We start from the raw sequence: 17409 nt of genomic DNA on the forward strand, positions 1-17409 counted from the left end.
ACGTCAGCCAGCGGTCGCCCACGGGGCCTGGGGGAGTTCGGCGTCCGGTTGCGGCCCCTCCAGGTTGAGGGTGGTGGGCGCGGGGAGCCCGGCGATCCGCATGGTGACGCGCCGCAGGCCGCCGTCGGCGTCGATCCAGTAGGTGAGCGGGGAGGCGGCGGTGCCGCCGTCGGCGGCCCCGCGCGGGCGGGGGCCGGAGATCCGGTCGTAGTCGCGGCCCTCGATCCGGTCGCGGCCCAGCCAGCGGGGGCCGGACTGGGCGAGCAGCAGCGGGTTGTCGGGCCGGTCCGCGCCGAGTTGGGCCAGCAGGTCGAGGCCGGCGTCGAGCGGGTCGGTGCCGAAGGGCCGCGAGGCCCAGCCGCTGCGCGGCACGTGGTCGGCCTGCTTCCAGGCGGGGCCGGCCGCATCGGCGGGCGGCTTCGCCAGGCCCAGCCCGCCGGCGTCCCACACCACCAGGCCCTCGTCGACGGTGCCGGCCGGCCCGCGTACCCGGTAGCTGCCCGCCGCGCGCCGGGTGCGGTAGTCGATGACGCCGTGCACCTCCGTCACCAGGCCCCCGCCCTCCTCCGCGGTCAGCGAGACCCGGACGGGGCCGGTGCCGTAGAGGGTGAACCGCGACAGCGCCAGCCGTGAGGCCTCCTCGGTGCTGAGCGGGCGACTCATCTCCTGGCGGTCCGTCAGCCGCCACGCCGTCACCCCGCCGACGGCGAGCACGGCCGCCGCGAGGGCGGCGGCCACGGCGGTGCGGCGGCGGGAGCGCCGCTTGTTCTCGGTAGCCATTACGGGGTCGTCCTCCATGGGGCGGGGCAGGATCCGGGCAGGGGCCCCGGGACGGGTCCCGGGGCCCCTGGTGTTCCAGGTGTCTCACTGCGTGTCAGGTGGTGCGGCGCTTCCTGAGCACCACCAGGACCACCGCGCCGAGGACCACCAGCAGGCCGCCCGCGGCGACCAGGTACGAGGCGCCGGCGCCCCCGCCGGTGCTGGCCAGCGGCCCGGAGGGCTGCGGTACGGCCGGCGGCGTGGTGGTGGGCACGGGGGCCGGGGTCCCCACCGAAGGCGTCGGCGTCGGCGTGACCGTGGGGGTGGGCGTCGGGGTCGGCGGGATCAGGGTGTTGACCGCCGTCGTGGTGACGCCCGCGTCCAGGTGCTCGTCGTCCAGCACTACGGGCCCGAGGACCGGCTGGTCGGGAGCCCGGTAGCCCTGCGGCGGGCGGACCTCCTGCCAGTAGTAGCTGCCCAGGTCGGCCCGGCTGGTGCAGGTGCCGTCCGCCCCGGTGGTGCACGCGCCGTCGACCTTGGTGTCCGGCTTCGCACCGTCGGTCTGCAGGCCCGCGGTGTTGTTGCTCTCCCGCCACAGCTGGAACACGGCACCGGGCAGTGCCTTGCCGTCCTGGTCGTGCTTGACCAGGCGCAGGGCGCCCAGCTGACGCTGGAACCCGAAATCGAAGCTGTGGTCGTTCTGCCCGGCCGCGCCGGTGGTGAGCGCCCGCTCGACGTACGTGCCGCCCTGCGGAACGGTGCCGTCGGAGTCGGTCAGGCGGTTGTCGCCGACGTTCGCCGCGGTCGGCACCCAGTGGTGCAGCGGCCCGCCCGCGGCGTAGTCCCCGGGGTTGTCGAGGCGGATGGTGTACGCGGTCTTCGGCTTCAGTCCGCCGGTGACGTTGGTGTCGTCGAAGTAGTACTCGCCGCGCGCGGTGGTCCTGGTGGTGCCGACCTTCTTGCCGTCCGCGTCGTAGAGGTCGACCGTCGCCCCCACCACCGGCCTCTGCTCAGGCAGTTGGAGACCGGAGCGCTCCGGGTCGTACCAGACCCGGTTGCCGATCTGCAGCGGCGCCCGGTCGCAGAGCACCTCCAGGTCGGCCATCGCCGCGCCCTTGCCGAACCGCGACTGGCCGTTGGACAGCTCCTGGCCGAAGCCCGGGTCCGGACCGCCGCTGCGCAGCGTGAACATGGTGCCGGCGCTGACGACGTTGTTGGCGACGTCGTAGCCGGAGGTGGCGATGGAGTTCTCCACCTTGGAGAGCGCCAGGCCCGCGAACGCCGGGTACGGGTGGCCCCAGGGGTAGGGGCGGGGCTGGTCGAACCAGTTCTTGTTCCGGACGGTCGCCCCGCAGCCCAGGTTCACGTCCAGCACGTACGAAGTGCCTGACTTGCAGGCCTTGTTGAGGTCTGCTGAGGCGAGCACCGACACGAAGCCCGGAGGCTGCGGCCCGCTCGCGGCGGGGAACGCGGCGGCCTGGTCGGCGTACCGGTCGCGGAAGACCAGCAGCATCGAGCCGTCGGTCTCGAAGCCGACCTCGCCGAGTTCGGGCTCCGGGTGGACGTTGCAGACCTGCCCGCTGCCGGTCGTCGGCTGGGTCTCCGTCCACGGGTACCAGAAGTAGCCCGCGCAGCTCGTCGGGGTGCCCCGGTGGTCCAGCGGCTGGTCCAGCACGACCGCGCCGAACGCACCCGTCGTCGGGTCGAACTGCCGTACCACGGCCCGCAGGTCGCCGATCTTCTGGGTGGACTCGCCGGAGCAGACGCCGCCGAGGTAGCCGACGCCGTCCTGCATGCCGAGGCCGAACGGCCGCCAGTCCTCCGGCGACGGGCAGTCCGCCGCCGGGATCGGGTACACGGCCTCGGGCTCCGCGGCGGTCGGCGCGGTGGCGTCGTACCGGTAGAGCTTCCGGTCGTGCAGGTTGACCACGTACAGGTCGTGGCCGTCCTCGGTGAGCTTCAGCCCACCGAGGCTCTCCCGGCCGACCGGGCCGAAGAAGCCAGGGTCGTCGGCGCCGGTGTGCGCGGTGGTGCCCGCGTCGGGGACGGTGGTGAACAGCGAAGTCGCCTTCGTCACCGGGTCGGTGACGTAGACCGCGCCCGGCCCGCCGGGCCCGTAGGCGGTGTTGCGCTTGGCGTGGGCCGAGCTGAACAGCCGCCGGTCCTCACGGTTCCAGGCGATGCCGAAGACGTTCCCGGTGTCAGTGGCGGTGGAGACGTTCGTGACGTCCTTGTTCACCCCGCGCGAGCGGTACGGGAAGGTCAGCAGGGTGCGGCTGGTGCCGGGTTCCAGGGAGGCGGGCTGGCAGGCGGTGGCCAGCGGCGCGTTCGCCTGGCAGTAGTCCGAGGGGTTCCACAGGCCGGTGGTGAAGGTGACCTGCTTGCCGTCGGAGAGGTCGACGAACTCCTCGTTGCTGCTCAGCTTGGTCGGTGCCCCCGCCAGGCCCTCGCGGGAGGCGAAGGCCGGGAAGAGCACGCCGGGCTTGGGGTTCACCACCTCGACCCGGTACCGGCCTCCCGCGCTCCCGGCGGCCGGGGTCAGTGTCACGGTGCCGTCGGCGGCGGTCGCGGCGGCCCGCAGCACCCCGTCCGCCCCGGTCAGCGTGACCGTCACCCCCGCCATCCCCGGCTCCAGGGCCGGGCTCCACACCCCGTTCTCGTCGACCGCCCGGACCACCCGGACCGTCACCGACCCGTCCGCGTCGGCCGGCGAGGCCGGGGGCGCCGCCACTGTCGTCGCCGTGGTCACGGTGGCGAACGCCGCCACCAACGCGGCGGCCCGTCCGGCCGCGCGGCGCCCCGTGCGCGGCACGGGCGCTCTGGTCTGCTGCTGCATATGCGTCATGCCCTGCCCTCGATCGTCGGGAAGGCGCGCCGGATCGATGCCGACGCGTCACCGGAATGGCGTCGCGTACACACCATTCGGCCGAATCGTAAGTGGAATACGAACATCCGGCAGGCAGTACAAGAAAATTGACGATCAGTCAGGAAGCACGCCCGATCATCCGCGTGCCCCCGGTGCGCCCCCGGTGTGCCCTCCTCGGAGCGTTCAGGACGGCGTGTCCGGGCGGACGGAGCGCATCCGGAGAGCCGCGCACACACACCCCACGCGAGCGCCAGGTCGGACAGCGGCATGAAGCCGATCGAGTAACTGTCCTCCGTGCTGTGGGACCGCCCCCTCGCCAGCGGCGGTCCTAACCTGCCCAGGCCGCCGACCGCGCCCACGATGCCCGTCGCGCTGCTCACTCGGGTGACCGGCGTGGCTTGCGCTGGCCGGCACCGGCACCGCCACCAGCAGCGACCGGGCGAACGAGGGCATGCGCCGCGTCCTGTCGAACTCCCCGGCCGGCGGCGCGACCAGGTTCCAGGCCCAGAACGTCAACGTGAAGCCGACCGTGGCCACCACCAGGCTCAAGTACGCGGCGGGGGCACCCGACACCCGCTCCTCCGCTGCGTCCACCGGTCTGACGCCCCATCACGTCAGTGGACCTTCGCCGGCCGGGTCAAGGGCAGGGGGGCAGTACCGGTCGCCGGCTCCAGCGCCTCCAGGGCAACGTTCCTCGCCCTACCGGGCCTGGTTGAGTTTTTAGCGGAGTTGAGCTCGGCCCCCCCTAACGACGTCCGGCGGGCAGCTGTGAAGCTGGCAGACGCAGAGTAGTGACAGGCATCTGAGGCTGCAGGCCCGGAACCAGCCGGAGCGCTGATGACCAAGCTGGCGTGCACAGTGCCGGGTGAGCTCATATGCGGCGGCAAGGGCACATCGAGGACTGCTGGTGGTCATCGGTCCCACCCAGCGCCCTCGATGCGCCCTCCCTGCTGGAAGAGCTAGCGTTTCCGCAGGTCAGTGCGGCTTGCTAGCGGTAGTTCACGAACTGGATCGCGAACTCCAGGTCCTTGCCCTTGAGTAGCGCCTGAATGGTCTGCAGGTCGTCACGGCTCTTCGAGCTGACCCGAAGCTCGTCGCCCTGCACCTGCGCCTTGACACCCTTCGGGCCCTCGTCGCGGATGATCTTCGCGACCTTCTTCGCGTCGTCCTGGGAGATGCCCTCCTTCACGTCCGCGGTGATCCGGTACTCCTTGCCGGAGAGCTGCGGCTCGCCCGCGTCGAGCGCCTTCAGCGACAGGCCACGCTTGATGAACTTGTCCTTCAGCACGTCCAGGATCGCCTTGACGCGCTCCTCGCCGTTGGCCTTCATCTCGATCTTCTCGCCCGACCGCTTGATCTCGCCGCCGACGTTCTTGAAGTCGAACCGGGTGGCGATCTCGCGGGAGGTCTGGTTGATCGCGTTGTCGACCTCCTGCCACTCGACCTTCGAGACGATGTCGAAACTGGAGTCGGCCATGGTGTCTTGGTCTCCTTGATGCTCTGGCTTCACTGTCCGCCCCCACCCCAACGGAGCAGGCGCCGCCCAAGCCTATCCACCCCCACCCCCGCCCACCTCCGCCAGCCACGCCCCGTCCCCTTGATCATCACGTGACCAACCAAGTGGCCAAGCACCCCCATCCATCAGGTATCGTTTACGAGGTCGAACGGGGCAGCGCCCCGCAAGACACCATCCTGGCTGGTTGCCCGAGCGGCCAAAGGGAGCAGACTGTAAATCTGCCGCGCAAGCTACGCAGGTTCGAACCCTGCACCAGCCACAGGATAAAGAAGGGCCCCTGGCCAGCGGAAACGCCGGTCAGGGGCCCTTCTAGTTCGCTCGAACACGTGCCTGCTCCAGGTTGCCGTTTTGCGAGGTTTGGCCCACCTTTCGTCACCTGTACCCAGCTCTGACCAGCAGTTCCGGACCAGGCGCGGACCAAGCTCAGACGAGGTCCCCGGTCCCCGGTAGCGAGGCCCTGCGCTGGAGCCGCTCGGTGATGAGCTGGTTGGCATGGTCTTCGTCACCATGGATGCATTTCGCGTAGACCCGGAGCAGAACAGCGATGCTGTGGCCGGCCCGTCGAGCACACTCGGCCGGCGGCACTCCGGACGCCAGCCAGAGCGAGATACCGGCATGCCGACCGTCGTATGGGCGCTTGGCCAGGGGCGTGGCCTGCTCCTCCGGGCTCAGCGCTTCGGCACGGGCTGCTGCCCAGACCATTCCGTAGCTGCTTTCCTGGACCATCCCGTTGCGGGACGTCCTGAACAACCGACCGTCGGGCGCGATGCCGTGCTCGCTGATGTGCTCCCGCAGCAGCTTTACCAGTTCCGGCGGGATCGGGACGGGCCTGGTGGCCTTCTCGGCGCGGTGCTTCAATCCCCGGGGGTCGTGCGAGGTGCCGCTGTCGGTCCAAGAGGACCCCACGCGTGGGCTGTTGCCGTTGAGGTTGAGCTTTCCCCAACCCTCAGCGGGTAGTACGCAGCGGTCCTTGCGCAGGTGGACGACCTCCCCGGGGCGCATCCCTGCGTAGTAGATGCACCCGAAGAATGCCACCAGGCGCGGGCCGCGCCGCCCCTGACGGCCGATCGCAGCCAGCATCTCGGATGCCTGCTCCGGGCTCATGACGTACTCCGGGTCAATCTCCTCCTCGACCTGCGGTGGCTGCCACTGGACCAGCGGCAGCGGATTGGAGGCCAGCAGGTCGTCCTCTACGGCGCGCCCGAGGATGTGGTGCATGATCCGGCGCTTGCGTAGGACGGTGGACGCGGCAGCCTTCGTGCCGTCCAGCTTCACGGACAGGGCGGCGAGCAGCTTCCGGACCATCTTCGGGTCCGCCAGTTCGGCCATGTCTACCGAGTGCCGAGAGACCCATCCGAGTGCCTTCGCCACCTCGGCCGGGGGCTCCTCGGTCCAGCGGTTTACGTTGAATCCCCAGCCGTACAGTGCGCGCCGGACAACGCGCTTGTCCGGCATGCCGGCCTTACTGCTGACCAGTTCGAACGTGACGCTTGCCAGCGCATCCGCCCACGTGGTTCGGGTCTTGGCCGGAGCACCGTCCCAACGGGCCTCTACGTAGTTCCGGCCGTGCTGGTACCAGGAAACGGCGTTTTCCTCCCGCTGGCGCTTGAGCAGGCGGCGGCCACCACCAGTTCGGCCTTCCGGCCGTCAGCCTGAGGCTTGGTCAGGAAGGACTCGGAGAACTCCCGCCCAGCAACCGTCCACCGCACCATCCACGGCGTCTTCCGGTCCGGCCGGTGCCGGTGCTCCCAGAACTTCACCTTGTAGGAGGTGGGCATCAGGCGGCCACCTCCTGTGCGGCCCACCAGGCGTCCAGTTCACTGCGGCTGACACGGAGCTGATTGTTGGGCAGCTTGATCACCTTCGGCCCCTTCCCACGGGCGACCATCCGCGTGAAGGCGGAGCGGGACATGTCGAGTTCTTCGAGGACAGCGGGAAGCTTGAGGTACTCCTGCTTGGGCATGGCGGGCCTCTCTGAGGGTCAGGTCAGCAGGTGAGGTGTTTTGTGGCGCTGACGGCAGCGAGTGCCGGGTGAAAGAGAGCGCCGCACCGGGTGCACGGGGGCGTGTGTTGTCCTAGGTGGGGATTTCTGCGTCACAGCGTCATGCGCGTCACGCAGGGGGTCTGACCTGGGGTTTTGGCGTGACGCAGCGTCCGGGCCGGTCGGCCTCTGCGTCACGCGGCTGTGTCACCGTGACGCGGGGGCGTGACGCGGGTGACGCAGGATGACGCAGAGCTTTCCGTCTGCGTCACGCCCTTCCGTGCAGGTCAGGGGCGGTTTTCCGGCCGCCGTGACGAACATGACGCAGCGGTTCCTACTTAGGAAAAATTGAGGGGCTGTTGTTGTGGTTCGGCGCTCTCTCGGGGCGAAGAGCGGAGCCCTTGGGCGGCTTCGCCGAACAGCAAGAGGAGCACCGGTCCCCGGGCGGAGCCGGTGCTCCTCTTGCTGTTCAGGTGGGCAACCCGGTCAGAGCAGTGGCGGCTGCTCGTGCGGCGGAATGGGGGCGGGGCGCTCGACTTCGACGTAGCGGCCCTCCCGGGTGCGGCCGGAGTCGACCAGGACACCTCGGGCTGCAAGGGTGGGCTGGAGCCGCTTGAGCCGGTCGGAGAGCACCTTGCCGGTGGTCGGCCAGCCCTTCGGCAGGGGCTTGAACTCCTCGCCGGTGTAGAGGCGGCTGAGGCAGTTCAGCCACTGCGTGGACGTCATCCGCTGCGCCTCGCCCGGGGCGAGGCTCTCAACATGCCGCAGGACGGTCTGCGCGAGCAGGTCGCCTTCAATGACGTCGTCGTTGAGGTCGTCCAGGCAGGCCCGGTAGGCCGGGAGGGAGCTCCAGCCGGTGGCGGCGTCGAGCTGCGCGCACAGGTGCGCGAAGTCCGCCATGCGCGGGTCCGTGGGCGTCTCGGCATCAGCGGCCCGCACCTTGACGGTCAGGTCGAGGATCGCGCCGAGCACGGCGGGCAGGACCTGCGCGTACTCGGTCCACAACTCCGACTCGGTGCGCCGCTTGGCGGGCCGCACCAGCCGCAGCGGCAGCAGCCGCTCCGCCAGGTCGGGGCGGATCACGCCGACATCGATGCCGGTCAGCAGCAGCGGACGGCGGTAGCTGGACCGCACCACGTCCCCGTCCGTGAACAGGGCCCGCTTCACGCTCTCCGCCCCGGTGACGATGCAGCACATCGCATCGGAGAGGTCCGGGGTCATGTGACTCAGGTTGTCGAGGGCGGTGATCCACCCGGCCGCGACGGCGGCGATGAGGTTCTCCTCATCCTTGGGCGCCCGGCGCAGGTCCGCGCTCAGCCCCTCAACGATCCGGGTGAGCATCCGGCCGGCGGTGGACTTGCCCGAGCCCTGCGGCCCGGTCAGGAACACGGCCGGGACCGGCACGGACGGGCCCAGGCAGCCGATCAGCCACGCGATCGCCAGGCACTCGGTCTCGGCGGTGGCGAAGTTGGTCAACCGCAGCAGCAGATCGATCCCCTCCTCGCCGGTGTCCTTCACCGGAACGGGGAGTTCCCCGGTGAGCTGGGTGCGCCGCCAGCACACCTCCTGCGGGTCCGGCACGGTCAGGTCCCACCCGGTGGGGTGGATGCGCACCGACAGGCCGTCCGGGCGCCCCAGGTCCAGCCACGTCGCCCCGTCGGCACCGGGGGCGACGCGGATGTGGACGACCTGCACGTCCTCGGAGAGGGCGAGTGCCTCGATCAGGTCGAGCGCTTCCTTGAGCGAGCTGCCGTTGAACACCCCGAGGCCGTCCCGGTACAGACCGACCATCAGTTCCTGGCGGTGGCTGCCGGTGGTGCCCTGAGAGCGGATCGGGCGGGCCACGGGGTGGCCGAGGCGCTGGGCATAGACGGCGCCGTCGGCGGTGCGGAAGTACCGGAAGTGGGACCGGGCGTACTCGGTGATGACCTCGCGCGCCGGGTTCTTCTCATCGTCAGCCACGGTTACAGCCCCAGCCTGTGGACGGCGTTGGCCCACGCGTCGGCGCAGTGCCAGGCGGACTCGCCCTTGGCCTGAGCTGCGGCGAACAACCGGGCGGTGTGGGCGTCGGTCAGGCAGCCGCACCGCCCGTGCGTGGACAGCACCGCCAAGAACGCCCCGAACACGGTGGCGTGCACCCCGGACGCGGCGTTGGTGATGCGCTGCTCCGCCATGGCGATGCCGCGCTCAAGGAACGCGGGGCTGCGGTGGGGGCACCTGCCGCCTCCAGCAGGTACGGACGCGGTCACCGGGCGGGCCGGGGTGGGTTCCCTCACCAACAGGGCGCGGACCGTGTCCGGCAGGGCGGTGACAGTGCCGGTGCCGGGACCGACCCACCGGGCGTAGGACATGGTCGACTTGAGGTCCACGCCAGGCCGCACGGCGTTCGCGGAGCCCATGGCGCCCTGGTAGATCCAGTGCTCACCCCGGGTGGTGCGCACGGTCCGGGTGCCAGGCAGGGTGGCGCTGGCCCAGTCGATGGCTTCCTCGTTGTCGAGGTCCACGACGGTCAGTCCGGCGCCTCCGGGGTGGTAGGCCACCCCGGCTGCCGCTCGCCACGCCCGCCCCCATACACGGGAGTTGAGGACGGCGGGGTCGGTGGTGGCGGCGGCCCAGCCGTGGCACGGGGCCAGGCAGTGGCAGGGTCCCGGGGTCTTCATGTTCGGTCGACCACCACACTGGTTGTCCGCGCAGTTCCGGCAGTTGCCGAACGGCACCTTCCCCGCTCGCAGCGGCAGCACGGGCACGCCGGAGGCCGCCAGGGCGAGCGCCGTAGTCAGGCGGTCTCCCCGGATGAGGGTCTGATCGGTCATGCTGGGTGTCTCCAGTTCTCTTCGAGCGTGCTGGATTGACGGCGGCCCCGGTTCTTGGCGGAAGGGGGCCGCCGTTTTCAGTGGTCGCCGAGCTGGTGGGCGGCGTAGCCGGGGCACTCCCAGCCGGGGCAGTCGCAGCCCTGGCACTCGGGGCACAGGTCGCCGCCGCACTCCTCGCACATCTCGTGGCCGGGGCAGTACTCGTCGGCGCACTCGTCGCAGTAGTCCATGAGGGGGCCTCTCAGGCGGCGCGGCGCGTGGTGGGGAAGGCCAGGACGGTGGCCAGGCGCACGGTCGGCGCCGGGGCGGTCTCGGGGGCGGGTTCGCGCCCGGTCGGCGGGGTGGGACCGCTCTCCTCCAGCGCAGCAGCGGCGCGGGCAGCGGCGGACTCAGCGAGTACGAGCAGGACGGCGGCGGAGTCGGCGCGGCTCTTGCGCAGGGAGGGCAGGACAACGGCGGCCAGGGCGGTGCCGGGGCCGAAGAGCACGGCGGCGGTCACCAGGTCAGAAGTGGTGCTCACGGGGTTCCTCCGGTTCGGGCTGCGAGGGCGAGGGCGTCGAGCAGATCGGCGCCGAGCTGGCCGAGACGGGAGTTGATGGCCTGCCAGGACTCGGCGTCGATGTGCATCAGCGCGGCCAGGGCGGCGGGGGTGTGGCCGTTGGCGGCGGCGGTGAGTGCTTCGCGGAGGTGGACGGCGGCCAGTGGCCGCACGCCCGGCAGTGCACTGTTCTGGCCCATCTCTGTTCTCTCTTCCGGGAGTTGGGCCACGATGGACGGCAGCGCGGTGGCGGCCGTCCACCGTGGCCCGGGTGGGTCAGTGGGTGGCGTTGGTGATGGCAGTGAGCAGGTCGTTGACGGGTCCGGCGACGGTGGTGGCGGCGGCGGTGAACCCGGACGTCCAGACGACGATGGCGGCGCCGATCCCTATCCGCTTGAGCCAGACCAGGCCCACGGTGAGAAGTGCGGTCAGACCGGCGATGGAGGCGGTGACGAGCACGGACGTGCTCCCTTCGGTGTCGGGTCAGAGCTGGGAGTTGTGGCGGATGCGCTCGGCGCGTTCGCGGGCGGCGAGTCCGTGGTTGTGGAGGCGGCGGCCCAGGCGCAGGCGGCGGCCGGTGGTGTCGCAGCGGCGGCAGTCGCGGCCCCGGGCGAGGCGGCCGGTCAGGGCGGTGGTGCGGGTGCGGAAGCCGAGTCCCTTGCAGGCGCGGCAGCGGCCGAACGGCGAGGCGGCACACAGCAGGGCGTAACAGAGAGCTACGGGCATGAGTCCGGGCAGGGCGGTGATGAACGCTCCGAGCAGGGTCGACAAGGTGTCTCCTGGGGCTGTTTCCGGGCATGCCGCAGGCCAGGTCGCTATGCGCTAGCTTCCTGATCAGGGCATGGGTGGGGGTCTAACGGTGGTGCTAGCGCTAGCGGGTGGGACCGCTAGCGCTAGCACCGTTGCCGAGGGGTCAGGCGGACCGCTGCTGGTTACGCCGGGTGATGCTGTCGCGGATCGCGGCCAGCTCGACGCCGCGCCGGTTGACGACCTTGCCGTTGATGCGGCGGCCGATCTGCACCGTGTCGATGCCGTGCGGCTTGAGGACCAAGGCGAGCTGCTCGGGCTCCCATCCGCCGTACCGTGCCTCGTCCAGGGCGGCGAGTGCCGCGACCAGCGTCTCGGACCAGACCTTGGGTTCGGCGGCGGGCCAGATGGAGATCAGGTCGTCCAGGATGCTGGTGGTGTTCTGCTCGCGCTCCGGCAGTTCCCCGGCGGCCACGCCGGTCAGGGTGCCGGCGGCGATGCGGGCGGCCCGGGCGCGGTCCATGATCTTCCCGGCGGCGGGGCCGTCGATGTAGTAGGAGCGGACGATCTGCGGGTCGGTGGCGGCGCCGACCAGGTAGCCGATGCCCTTGTCGTTCGCGGTGAACGTGGTCGCCCGCAGCCCGTTCTTGTAGCTGCTGGTGCCCAGGACCATGTCGTTCTCGGTCTGGCCCATGACCCGCAGGCAGAACCGGATGCCCACGTTCGCCGAGATCCCGGACGGGAGGGACTTCACGTCAGGGCGCTGGGTGGCGAGCAGCAGGATGACGCCCATGGCGGGGCCGCGCTTGATGATGCCCTCGCACAGCTCCCCGGCTTCCTTGCCGAAGGTGTCGTGGCTGAACAGCTCCTGGCACTCGTCCACGACCAGCACCAACGGGTGCAGGCCGAGCTTGCGGTCGGCGGCCAGCTCGGGGGTGACCTTGTTCTCCGGCCGCCGCTCCTTCGGGAGCGAGCGGAGCACGGCTGCGCGGCGCTCCAGTTCCTTGTAGACGTAGCGGATCGAGCCGAGCGCGCCCTCGATCGTCTCGTCGTCGGCGCCGGACCCGTAGTCGGCGGCGACCTTCTCCGCGTCCTCCAGGTCACCGGTGCCCTTGAGCTCCCACACGTGCAGCTCGGCGATCGGGTCGAGCGCTGCGGCCAGCATCAGCACGCGGAGCGCGAACGTCTTGCCGAAGCGGGGCATGGCGCCGATCAGCACGTTCGCGAACATCAGGTTCATCGCCACGGGGCGTCCGCGCTGGTCGGTGCCGAACGGCAGCGCCTTGAACAGCGACGCGGCGCCGCCCTTGGCGAGCGGCCACGCGGGGGGCTTGGTCTGGCTCATGTCCTGGTCGCCAACCCAGAGCATGAGGCGGCCGGCGTGCTGGTCGTGGACAGGCTCGGGCCACACGCAGCCCATCGGCCGCCGCAGACCGGATGCGAGCCGGTCACGGCGCTCGATCACGTCGATGGCGGTCACGCCGTAGGGCAGGTCGATGTCGGCTCGCCAGCCGGGGCCGTCCCGGGTGATCGGCGCGGGGAACGTGACCCCCGAACCGCCCTTGCCCAGAGCCTTGTTCACCTCCGCCAGCCCCATCGCGCCCAGGGCCCGCACCACCATGTCGGAGGTGAGCCGCTGCACCTTGGTGGCCACCACCGCGCGGTCGATCAGCGGAGCGTCCGCCTCCCCACCAGCCACGCCAAGCACCATCAACCCGGCAGTCAGTACCGCGAGTTGGGTCCAGCCGGGGGTGGTGACCAGCAGGACGGCGACGAACGCCACCCCGAGGACTGCGGCAAGCGCGAGGAGCGCACCCCGGGCCTTCACCCGGGCGTCCCGCCGGCGGGCCAGCACCAGGTACTCGGCGACGTCCTCACGCCGCACGGCGGCGGCCCGGACCGGGCGGGACTCGGCGTCGGACACCCAGCGCCAGGTGCCGCCGACCAGGCGGGAGGTGCCGCGCGGGGAGCGGGCGGCCAGCTTCGCCGCGTAGAGCGGGGAGCGGACGGCGTGGTAGCCGAGGGTGTGGCCGGCGTGCCCGGCTGCCCACTTCGCGGCGGCGGCCAGTTCCAGCTTGGACTTGGCCCATGCGGGGATGATCGGGCGCCGCTTCGCGGCACGGGCCGTGGCCCACCGTGAGGCGAGGGCGTCGGTCTTTGGGGCGGGGGTGTCGACGTAGACGGACAGGCCGTCGGGGTCGTCGCCGTTCTCGGTGGCGCGGCGCAGGTTGCGGGCCTTGTCGAGGTCAACGACGTCGGCGGCGATGGCGGGGAAGTCGGCGGTCAGGTCGGCTTCGAGCCGGGCGAACAGCTCGTCCGGGTTCTCGGGCTGGCCACCGGGTCCGGTGGGCGGGTTGGGCTGGTTCACTGGAGGTTCCTTCCTCAACTACACATCAGAGGGGTGAAGGGCCCGGGACGGCCGTGGTGCCGGCAAGCTGTGCGGCCGTCCCGGGGCGAGGTCACCGGCGGCGGAACTTGGCGACGTAGCGGGTGCCGAAGTCACGCAGGACCGCGTCGTTATTGGTCCGGAGCAGGGCGGTGCAGACCAGGTCGATGAGGTCGTTGTGGCGCATCGGGACGTCGATGAAGATGCTGCCCCCGTAGCGCCCGTTCTCGATGAGGGTGTGGTTGTTGGTGGCGATCAGCGCGAAGTCGTAGGTACCGGGCAGGTGGTCGGACATGGCGAACTCCAGGTCTGGGTGATGGTGCGCGGGTGGACTGTGATGCGGTTCAGGCGGAGGCGATGAGGGCGGCAGCGGTCTCGAAGGTGTGGTGGAACGCCTGGTCGAGGGCGTAGGCGCCGTTCATCCCGAAGTCGGTCAGGCGCACGAATTTGGCCTTGCCGGTGGCGTCCGCCAGGCGCCGCAGCGGCTCACGCCGGTCAGCGGCGTAGTGCGTGGCGGCCGACAGGGCCAGGGCGACGGCGACCGGGCCGGGCCGCAGACGCACACCGAGGACGCGGGAGCCGAGCAGCAGTGCGGCGGTCTGGGTGGCGGTGTAGGTGGCGACGTGGGCGGCGCAGGCGCGGCGCCCGGCCGCGCTGGACTGGCCGTCGTTGTGGTCGTGCTGGCCCTTGTTGCTGGCCTGGTGGTCAGTGGTCCGCCAGGTCACCGGCGGCACGGAGCAGGGCGTACGTGGCGGCGAAGCGGGCGGCACGAACGTTGGACATGGCTGTCTCCGAGTCATCTGCTGTGCAGGAAAGTTGAGGGTTGGAGCGCCGGTCAGGCGGCGAGCTGGCCGGCGTCGGCGCAGGGCATGCAGGTGCCCAGGTGCCGGGGCAGGACGTATCCGGCGTCGCGTCCGCAGGCGGGGCAGGATCGGCGGGCGCGGTTCGCGGCGTTCAGCGCGGCGCGCCATGCGGGGGTCATCTTCCGCACTGGGGCGGCAAGTTCGGGGCGGAACAGGTGGGCTTCGGCGGTGGTGCCGTAACGGGAGTGCCAGCGGATCTGTGCGGCCACGGGCTGACCGTTGGGCCGCAGTCCCTGCTTGCGGAGCTGGCGGCGGGTCAGCAGTCCATCGGGCGCTTGGCGCCACTTGTAGGTCGGCAGGGCTCCGGCCCCGGACGGTGCGTCCGGGGCCGGGGGGCGGGAGCGGGTCACTGGCCCTTGCCGTCGGACGGGCCGCTCGGCGGGGGCGGAGCGGGGAGCTGCGGCCGGTCACTGCCGTAACCGCCATTGACGTTGTAGTCGCTCACGATGCCTTCTCCTCGAACAGAGCGGCCGGAACGGTCTCGGCCGGGACGGGCAGAGCGGGTAGGACGTGCAGGGCGGTCGGCGCGGCCGACTCGGCTGCGGCGGCGCGTTCGGCCTTGAGGGCGTCGCGCAGGGTCCGGGCCTTGTCGGCGGACGTGCGGACGGCCGCCCGGATCGCGTCGGCGGTGAGCTTGTCGTCGGCCCAGTCGGCCGTGGCCGTACGGGCTTCGGTGAGCAACTGCTGGGAGGTGCGGGTCGGCCGACCGGTCCGCGCTGACGGTGGCACCACACCCGTGTTCTTGCGGACCCGACTGGCAGGCGCCGCAGCCGACTTGACCACCCCCACCGGCGCCACCGGGACCGGAGCGGGCACGGCCGCCGGGGTCTGCGGCGCGGCCGACTGGTCGGGCGACTCGATCACCGACTCCACCGGCTCGGCGGGGGCTGGTTCATGCAGGTCAGACCCCGACCGATTTACAGTGTTCTGGTTGTTTTGTGCTTGTTCGGGCTTGTGGTGCAGGACCTTGGCGACCAGGTCGGAGCCGAAGAAGATCGACCCGACCGGAAGCGAGCTGGCGAGCAGCACCAGCACCCAGTGGGCGGGCGACCAGTCGGCCAGCTTCACCCGCGCCCCGCCGTGCAGAGTCGGCACCAAGCCGTGCACGTAATTGAGCACCAGCGAGGCGACCGTGTACCCGGCGAGGACCCGCAGTGCGAACCTGCGGTCGGCCTCGGGGAGGACGAGTGCGGCGACCAGCGCCAGCGCCATCAGCCCGTCCACGACCAGCGGGTAGACGGTGGCGGCGGTCGGGTCGGCCCCGATCGCGCCGGCCACGTCCTTGAGCGCGTTCCAGGAGACCCGGAACGCCATGCCGACCACGGCCAGCAGACCGGTGACCATCAGGATTTTGGCCTTGCGGTTCACGCCGCGACCCCCGACCAGACCGGGCGGCGGCCGGCCATCCTGCGGTGCAGCGGCACCGGGGCGGTACGCAGCAGCTCGGCGGCGACCTCGGCGGACTCCGGGTCGTCCACCAGCAGCTCCGCCAGCACCTCCCGCGCCACATCCATGCGGGCGGCCCACTCGGCCGGCGACTCGCCCGCCACACCGCCGAACAACGAGCCGAACGGGTCGACGTCGGCATCCACGCCAAAGGCCAGCTCGGCGAACTCCAGGGCCGAAACGGCCCACTGTCCTGCAACAATCGACTTCACGGGACTACCTCTCGAAGGGTGTGTAGGCCCGAGGGGTCACCGCGCTCCCGCCAAGGAAGGCGCGGTGACTCCGACTCGTTCGGGCCCAACCACTCGTAAGTGACGAGCAGTCATGGGCCCGACCCGCGCCCGCCGAAGCGAGGCGGATCGGGGACCAAAAGTGCTCGTACAGTGCGTCTTTACGGGAGCGAGCCCCCGCTTTAGGCAGACGCGGACCTCTCGGTCACTGCCCTCCGGCTGACAAGGCGCCGGGTGCCTCAGCCCCATCTGTCCGGGGCTCCTGGTCGTACGTTTCAAGCGAGGCAGAGCAGCCCAAAGAAGGGCTCTCTGACTTGCGGGGAATAACAGCAGAGCCAGAACAGCTCCTAAAGAGATGCTGTCCTCAACTCCTCTTGAGGAGTTGCTAGAACTATGACGGTCTTTCAGGTAGTCGTCAACACCTCTTGAGGACTTACGATGATGCGAGACCAAGACAGGACGGTGACCAGCCCGATGGCCAACCAGTACGAGCGGATTTCAACCGATCTGCGGCGCCAGATCACCAGCGGCGAACTGGCTCCGGGCGACAAGCTCCCGGCGGAGACCGCACTTGCGGACCACTACGGCGTGAGCCTGCCGACCCTTCGGCAAGGCGTAGGCGTGCTCCAAGCGGAGGGGCTGATCGAGAAGCAGCACGGGCGCGGCACCTTCGTTCGGCGCCGGCCGAAGCCGGTCACGCGCACCAATGACCGCCACCAGTGGGAGAAGGACCGCGCCCGCGAACCCGAAGACGTGCGGCGCAAGACTGGGGCGACTGAGCACGACACCGGGCTGGTCATCAACGACCTGGTGTTCGGCGCCGAGTACGACCAGGTGCCCGCCCCCGCCGAGCTGGCCGAGCTGTTCGGGGTCGAAGAGGGGGCCACTCTGCTGGAGCGGACCTACCGGACCCGCTACCGGGAGGAGCGCACGCCGATTCACCTGGTTCGCTCGTACCTGCCGCTGAGCTTGGTCTCCGGCAACCCGGACCTTCTTCGGGCCGACACCGAGCCCTGGCCCGGGGGTACGCAGAACCAGCTCTACACCCTTGGCATCGAGCTGGACCGAATCGTGGAGACCTTCCGGGCCCGGCCCCCGACGCCTGATGAGAGCGAAGAACTCGGCCTGCCGGTCGGTGTGTCCGTCGTGGTCCTCCGCAAGACTTCGTACGACACCGATGACCGGGTGGTCGAGGTCTCAGAGGTGATCCTGCCGGGCGACCGTACCGAGCTGGTTTACACGACCAAGCTGAACAGGTGGTGAG

General features: G+C 70.8%; 20 protein-coding genes and 1 tRNA gene. 2 read left to right on the top strand and 19 right to left on the bottom strand.

Going from position 1 to position 17409, the window contains the following annotated elements; all coding sequences use genetic code 11:
* Positions 1-3: 3 nt before the first annotated feature.
* The 3 genes from ACKUU6_RS19080 to ACKUU6_RS19090 all read right to left on the bottom strand — a co-directional run bounded on the left by ACKUU6_RS19080 (position 4) and on the right by ACKUU6_RS19090 (position 5102).
* Positions 4-780 carry a hypothetical protein gene (locus ACKUU6_RS19080; protein ID WP_407989794.1) on the bottom strand — a complete coding sequence of 259 codons (777 nt, stop codon included), beginning with the start codon at positions 778-780 and terminating at the stop codon, positions 4-6.
* A gap of 94 nt (positions 781-874) precedes the next feature.
* Positions 875-3604 (bottom strand): SdrD B-like domain-containing protein, encoded by a 2730-nt coding sequence (locus ACKUU6_RS19085; protein ID WP_407989795.1) that lies wholly within the window; start codon positions 3602-3604, stop codon positions 875-877.
* A gap of 1009 nt (positions 3605-4613) precedes the next feature.
* Positions 4614-5102, bottom strand: coding sequence for a YajQ family cyclic di-GMP-binding protein (locus ACKUU6_RS19090; protein ID WP_407989796.1), 489 nt, complete (start codon positions 5100-5102; stop codon positions 4614-4616).
* A gap of 217 nt (positions 5103-5319) precedes the next feature.
* Between ACKUU6_RS19090 and ACKUU6_RS19095 the strand changes: the two genes are divergently transcribed.
* Positions 5320-5400, top strand: a tRNA-Tyr gene (locus tag ACKUU6_RS19095).
* Positions 5401-5564: 164 nt separating this feature from the next.
* On the opposite strand, the gene ACKUU6_RS19100 is transcribed toward ACKUU6_RS19095, so the two are convergent.
* The 16 genes from ACKUU6_RS19100 to ACKUU6_RS19175 form a co-directional block, all read right to left on the bottom strand.
* Positions 5565-6470 carry a tyrosine-type recombinase/integrase gene (locus ACKUU6_RS19100; RefSeq protein WP_408649638.1) on the bottom strand — a complete coding sequence of 302 codons (906 nt, stop codon included), beginning with the start codon at positions 6468-6470 and terminating at the stop codon, positions 5565-5567.
* A 221-nt stretch (positions 6471-6691) separates the two neighbouring features.
* The gene (locus tag ACKUU6_RS19105; protein WP_408649639.1) at positions 6692-6919 is read right to left on the bottom strand and encodes a hypothetical protein; all 228 of its coding nucleotides are present in this window, start codon (positions 6917-6919) and stop codon (positions 6692-6694) included.
* The gene (locus ACKUU6_RS19110) at positions 6919-7104 is read right to left on the bottom strand and encodes a helix-turn-helix transcriptional regulator (protein WP_407989798.1); all 186 of its coding nucleotides are present in this window, start codon (positions 7102-7104) and stop codon (positions 6919-6921) included. The genes ACKUU6_RS19105 and ACKUU6_RS19110 overlap by 1 nt, the downstream gene beginning before the upstream one ends.
* 504 nt (positions 7105-7608) lie before the next feature.
* Positions 7609-9084, bottom strand: a complete 1476-nt coding sequence (locus ACKUU6_RS19115) for an ATP-binding protein (protein ID WP_407989799.1) — start codon at positions 9082-9084, stop codon at positions 7609-7611.
* A 2-nt stretch (positions 9085-9086) separates the two neighbouring features.
* The gene (locus ACKUU6_RS19120; RefSeq protein ID WP_407989800.1) at positions 9087-9935 is read right to left on the bottom strand and encodes a bifunctional DNA primase/polymerase; all 849 of its coding nucleotides are present in this window, start codon (positions 9933-9935) and stop codon (positions 9087-9089) included.
* A 77-nt stretch (positions 9936-10012) separates the two neighbouring features.
* Positions 10013-10165, bottom strand: a complete 153-nt coding sequence (locus ACKUU6_RS19125; RefSeq protein ID WP_407989801.1) for a hypothetical protein — start codon at positions 10163-10165, stop codon at positions 10013-10015.
* A gap of 11 nt (positions 10166-10176) precedes the next feature.
* Positions 10177-10455 carry a hypothetical protein gene (locus tag ACKUU6_RS19130; RefSeq protein WP_407989802.1) on the bottom strand — a complete coding sequence of 93 codons (279 nt, stop codon included), beginning with the start codon at positions 10453-10455 and terminating at the stop codon, positions 10177-10179.
* Positions 10452-10673: a hypothetical protein gene (locus tag ACKUU6_RS19135; protein ID WP_407989803.1), complete on the bottom strand. Its 222-nt coding sequence runs from the start codon at positions 10671-10673 to the stop codon at positions 10452-10454. The genes ACKUU6_RS19130 and ACKUU6_RS19135 overlap by 4 nt, the downstream gene beginning before the upstream one ends.
* Before the next feature lie 76 nt (positions 10674-10749).
* Complete coding sequence (locus ACKUU6_RS19140; protein ID WP_407989804.1) at positions 10750-10932, bottom strand: hypothetical protein; 183 nt, start codon at positions 10930-10932, stop codon at positions 10750-10752.
* 24 nt (positions 10933-10956) lie between these two features.
* Positions 10957-11244, bottom strand: coding sequence for a hypothetical protein (locus ACKUU6_RS19145; RefSeq protein ID WP_407989805.1), 288 nt, complete (start codon positions 11242-11244; stop codon positions 10957-10959).
* Positions 11245-11386: 142 nt separating this feature from the next.
* Positions 11387-13588, bottom strand: a complete 2202-nt coding sequence (locus ACKUU6_RS19150) for a cell division protein FtsK (protein WP_407989806.1) — start codon at positions 13586-13588, stop codon at positions 11387-11389.
* 91 nt (positions 13589-13679) lie between these two features.
* Positions 13680-13901, bottom strand: coding sequence for a hypothetical protein (locus tag ACKUU6_RS19155; RefSeq protein WP_407989807.1), 222 nt, complete (start codon positions 13899-13901; stop codon positions 13680-13682).
* 49 nt (positions 13902-13950) lie between these two features.
* Positions 13951-14340: a hypothetical protein gene (locus tag ACKUU6_RS19160; protein ID WP_407989808.1), complete on the bottom strand. Its 390-nt coding sequence runs from the start codon at positions 14338-14340 to the stop codon at positions 13951-13953.
* A gap of 101 nt (positions 14341-14441) precedes the next feature.
* On the bottom strand, positions 14442-14819 hold the full coding sequence (locus tag ACKUU6_RS19165; RefSeq protein ID WP_407989809.1) for an RRQRL motif-containing zinc-binding protein: 378 nt from the start codon (positions 14817-14819) through the stop codon (positions 14442-14444).
* A gap of 91 nt (positions 14820-14910) precedes the next feature.
* Positions 14911-15837 carry a DUF2637 domain-containing protein gene (locus tag ACKUU6_RS19170; protein ID WP_407989810.1) on the bottom strand — a complete coding sequence of 309 codons (927 nt, stop codon included), beginning with the start codon at positions 15835-15837 and terminating at the stop codon, positions 14911-14913.
* On the bottom strand, positions 15834-16127 hold the full coding sequence (locus ACKUU6_RS19175) for a hypothetical protein (protein ID WP_407989811.1): 294 nt from the start codon (positions 16125-16127) through the stop codon (positions 15834-15836). Before ACKUU6_RS19175 ends, ACKUU6_RS19170 begins: the two co-directional genes overlap by 4 nt.
* 492 nt (positions 16128-16619) lie before the next feature.
* Here ACKUU6_RS19175 and ACKUU6_RS19180 point away from each other — a divergent pair, with 492 nt between their 5' ends.
* The gene (locus ACKUU6_RS19180) at positions 16620-17408 is read left to right on the top strand and encodes a GntR family transcriptional regulator (protein ID WP_407992165.1); all 789 of its coding nucleotides are present in this window, start codon (positions 16620-16622) and stop codon (positions 17406-17408) included.
* Position 17409 lies beyond the last annotated feature (1 nt).

It is taken from the genome of Kitasatospora sp. CMC57, from assembly GCF_045866025.2.
Classification (GTDB): Bacteria; Actinomycetota; Actinomycetes; order Streptomycetales; family Streptomycetaceae; genus Kitasatospora.